The organism is Vibrio sp. B181a (genome assembly GCF_030248375.1).
In the GTDB taxonomy this organism is placed as follows: Bacteria; Pseudomonadota; Gammaproteobacteria; order Enterobacterales; family Vibrionaceae; genus Vibrio; species Vibrio campbellii.
In genome coordinates this window covers 1-3,022 of the sequence record NZ_JAHGAD010000148.1, presented here as the reverse complement: position 1 = coordinate 3,022, position 3,022 = coordinate 1, and the positions used below count along the sequence as shown (strand labels likewise).

Annotated in this window: 4 protein-coding genes and 1 pseudogene; 2 read left to right on the top strand and 3 right to left on the bottom strand. The window is 41.6% G+C overall.

What is annotated here, in order from left to right; genetic code table 11:
* Positions 1-61: 61 nt before the first annotated feature.
* Entirely contained in the window at positions 62-724 is a 663-nt protein-coding gene (locus KIO97_RS26785) for a hypothetical protein (RefSeq protein ID WP_285384433.1), read from the bottom strand.
* A gap of 282 nt (positions 725-1,006) precedes the next feature.
* Between KIO97_RS26785 and KIO97_RS27005 the strand changes: the two are divergent.
* Positions 1,007-1,268: pseudogene (locus KIO97_RS27005) on the top strand (hypothetical protein).
* A 356-nt stretch (positions 1,269-1,624) separates the two neighbouring features.
* A complete protein-coding gene (locus tag KIO97_RS26770) occupies positions 1,625-1,888 on the top strand; it encodes a hypothetical protein (RefSeq protein WP_285384434.1) in 264 nt (87 codons plus the stop codon).
* 218 nt (positions 1,889-2,106) lie between these two features.
* On the opposite strand, the gene KIO97_RS26765 is transcribed toward KIO97_RS26770, so the two are convergent.
* A complete protein-coding gene (locus tag KIO97_RS26765; RefSeq protein ID WP_285384431.1) occupies positions 2,107-2,478 on the bottom strand; it encodes a hypothetical protein in 372 nt (123 codons plus the stop codon).
* 133 nt (positions 2,479-2,611) lie between these two features.
* Positions 2,612-3,022 (bottom strand): hypothetical protein (locus KIO97_RS26755; RefSeq protein WP_285384430.1); only part of this gene is annotated, 411 nt, incomplete at its 5' end.

The following is a 3,022-nucleotide window of genomic DNA, read 5'->3' as shown; positions in this document are numbered from 1 at the left end:
TATACTTGAGCGAAGCGAAAACGCCAAGCGTTGCGAATCACTCTTAAATGCTTTGTTATACCTAAATTCCACGAATTTCCGTACGCATCTGAGTCATTAGCAACTTAGACTGCACCTGAATATCTGATGATATATCATTCAGTTTCGCCAAATATTCTTCTTGGATTGAAGTTTGCTGATGTAGGACTATTTCCGTCAATTTACCCATGAATTCATGTGCTGTATTCATTGATAATTCAGTCAAATCTTCCAACTGTTGAAAAGTACCAAGCATCTCGTCGGTTGCAATCAGCTTCAACCTATTAGACTCTGACTTTAATTTGAAAAAGTCTTCTCCTCCTTCGCGCATGATAAGTGAAATTTGTTGGCTAAACCACACTAACACTTCACGAGTTTTCTCTTGGTTGTTTTCAGCCGAAGCTGCCATAAAATCATTAAGGTATTGATCGAAAATAGGTTGCATGCGCCCCATTATTTCACTTTGATTTTTCTTTCCAAACTGATCCAAACTAGCAACATAGTTGGCATACTCAGTGGCTTTCAAATCAAAGACTTTTAAGCGCCTTTCGGCATCAAACCTTAAGTCTTGCTCTAGCCTTTTGAGCTGCCTTTCATGCCATGATTTAAATAGAAATGCGAATACGATCCAACCCGCATTGATCAACCCAAAAAGCCAAACATAGTATTGTGGGTCTTTTTGAACAATTTCGTAAATACTGCTCATTTGCTTCCTTAGGTATAACGCCCTGCTAAGGGGTGAGCAACGCAATACCGAAGCCGCCGCATACCACCTTAATCACTAAATTCAACGCATAGTAAAAATGCCACGCGTTGCGAATCCCTCTTGAGCAGTTTGTTAGTCGCGAGGCACCGAGCGACAATTTTAAGCCGAACCAAACTTTGCAAACAACAAACTTTATGTGCTTTGATGCAGTTAAATCAGGCGTAGTCTCAAAGCGGCTAGTCAATGAAACCACTTGGAACAAACAACGCCGCAGAAAACGGACTGACAACACCAAAAAGAGCCTTTGGAAAGCCAATCTCACAGTGCGGACTTTCAACAAAGTCACTGAAACCACGTGGAACTTACCACACCAGAGAAAACGTCTTTTCAGCGAGTAAATTTGCTTTTGAACCAACAAACTCACCGAGGAGAGTTGCAACCAAAAACAGACTCTCGATTGCCCTGCTCTGTCAGCACCAAAGAACAAAAAACGCTAGGACACTTGCAAAAATTTGGACTTAAAACAGCAGAAACTGAGTTTTGACCATCGGCGATGAACCTGTGCACCAGACAAGCAACTGCCAGATCTTGAGCTTAGAAACATGATTTTGATTGCTAGCTTTTTCTGGCGACTAACGCCCTGCTAAGGGGTGAGCAACGCAATACAAAAGCCGCCGCAAGCCACCTTAATAACAAAAATCAACGCATAGTAAAAATGCCACGCGTTGCGAATCCCTCTTGAGCAGTTTGTTAGTCGCGAGGCACCGAGCGACAATTTTAAGCCAAACTAAACTTTGCGAACAACAAACTTTATGTGCTTTGACGCACTTAAGCCAGGCGTAGTGTCAAAGCGGCTATTCAAAGAAACCACTTGGAACAAACAACGCCGCAGAAAACGAACTGACAGCACCAAAAGGCGCTTTTGGAAAGCTAATATCACAGTGCGGAATTTCAACGAAGTCACTGAAACCACGTGGAACTTACAACACCAGAGAAAACGTCATTTCAGCGAGTAAATCGGCTTTTGTACCGGCAAACTCACCGAGCGGAGTTGCAACCAAAAACAGACTCTCGATTGCCCTACTCTGTAAGCACCAAAGAACAAAACAACCGCTAGGACAGGTACAAAACTTTGGACTTAAAACAGCTAGAACTAAGCTCTGATGATCTACGATTAATCGGTGTACCAAGCAAACAGCTACTAAATTTTAAGCTCAGAAACATAATTTTGATTGCTAGCTTTTTCTGGCGACTAACGCCCGCTTAAGTGGTGAGCAACGCAATACGATGTTTCCGCATTCCACCTAAATCACTAAAATCAACGCATGATAAAAGTGCCACGCGTTGCGAATCCGTCTTGAAGCGTTTGTTAGGTTCTTAGTTTAATGCCTGACCAGATTGTTACCCGATTTAACCTGACAAACAAATGACTCTGTTTTTCGGTCACTAAGGTTGGTTCGAATAACACCTTGATACACTACCCATTGCCCATTTTTCTTGGTGAAAAGCGCCCACTGGTTCTTGGCTTTTACATCGTAAGAGCTTACGTCGGAACCACTAATATTATGACTTACATTACTACTGTACTCTCCCCAACCAAAAGGTAAGCTCAATTCACGTTTATAGCCTTGATCTTGCATTCTTTTACCAAAACCATTGGCTTTTTGGCACCACATATCATCTATGGTTTCACCAAAAGCTGGGGAACCAACTGTCAATACAGAAAGTACCATTAAATTAATGACGTGACGCATATTACTCCTTAGAACCTAACGCCCTGTTAAGGTGTGAGCAACGCAATACCGAAGCCGCTGCAAACCACCTTAATCACTAAAATCAACGCATAGTAAAAATGCCACGCGTTGCGAATCACTCTTAAACAGTTTGTTAGTTGGTGGATGCCAATGCTAACTGAAGACCTTCAACGTCTTTGCACCCAAGGTAAATATTTTTGCCACTAGACAACTTTAATTTAAGGGCTTTACCTACTGAAGCATTGTACAGCCAGCCGTCCTTTAACATACGAACTCCGATGCCCTGATACCACTTAGTTTCATAAATTGAAACTTCTGTAATGCTTGAAACTTCGACTTCCTTACGAAGAAACCCAAGACCAAAATACCAGCAAACTTTATTCCCATTTACTTCGATCGTCATCGAGTAAAACAATGTTCCTATAACAAGGTTGATTGCCAAAGCTATGAGCACACCTCCGATATAACTAGAGGTAAAAACTATAATCGCACTGAGAATCAAAAGGATGGTTATCAATGCTTTGTTAACTTCCGATTGTTTATA

Bases quoted from the DNA above. Each gene is read 5' to 3' on its own strand.
- KIO97_RS26785 (WP_285384433.1), bottom strand. From the start codon at position 724: ATGAGCAGTATTTACGAAATTGTTCAAAAAGACCCACAATACTATGTT.
- KIO97_RS26765 (WP_285384431.1), bottom strand. From the start codon at position 2,478: ATGCGTCACGTCATTAATTTAATGGTACTTTCTGTATTGACAGTTGGT.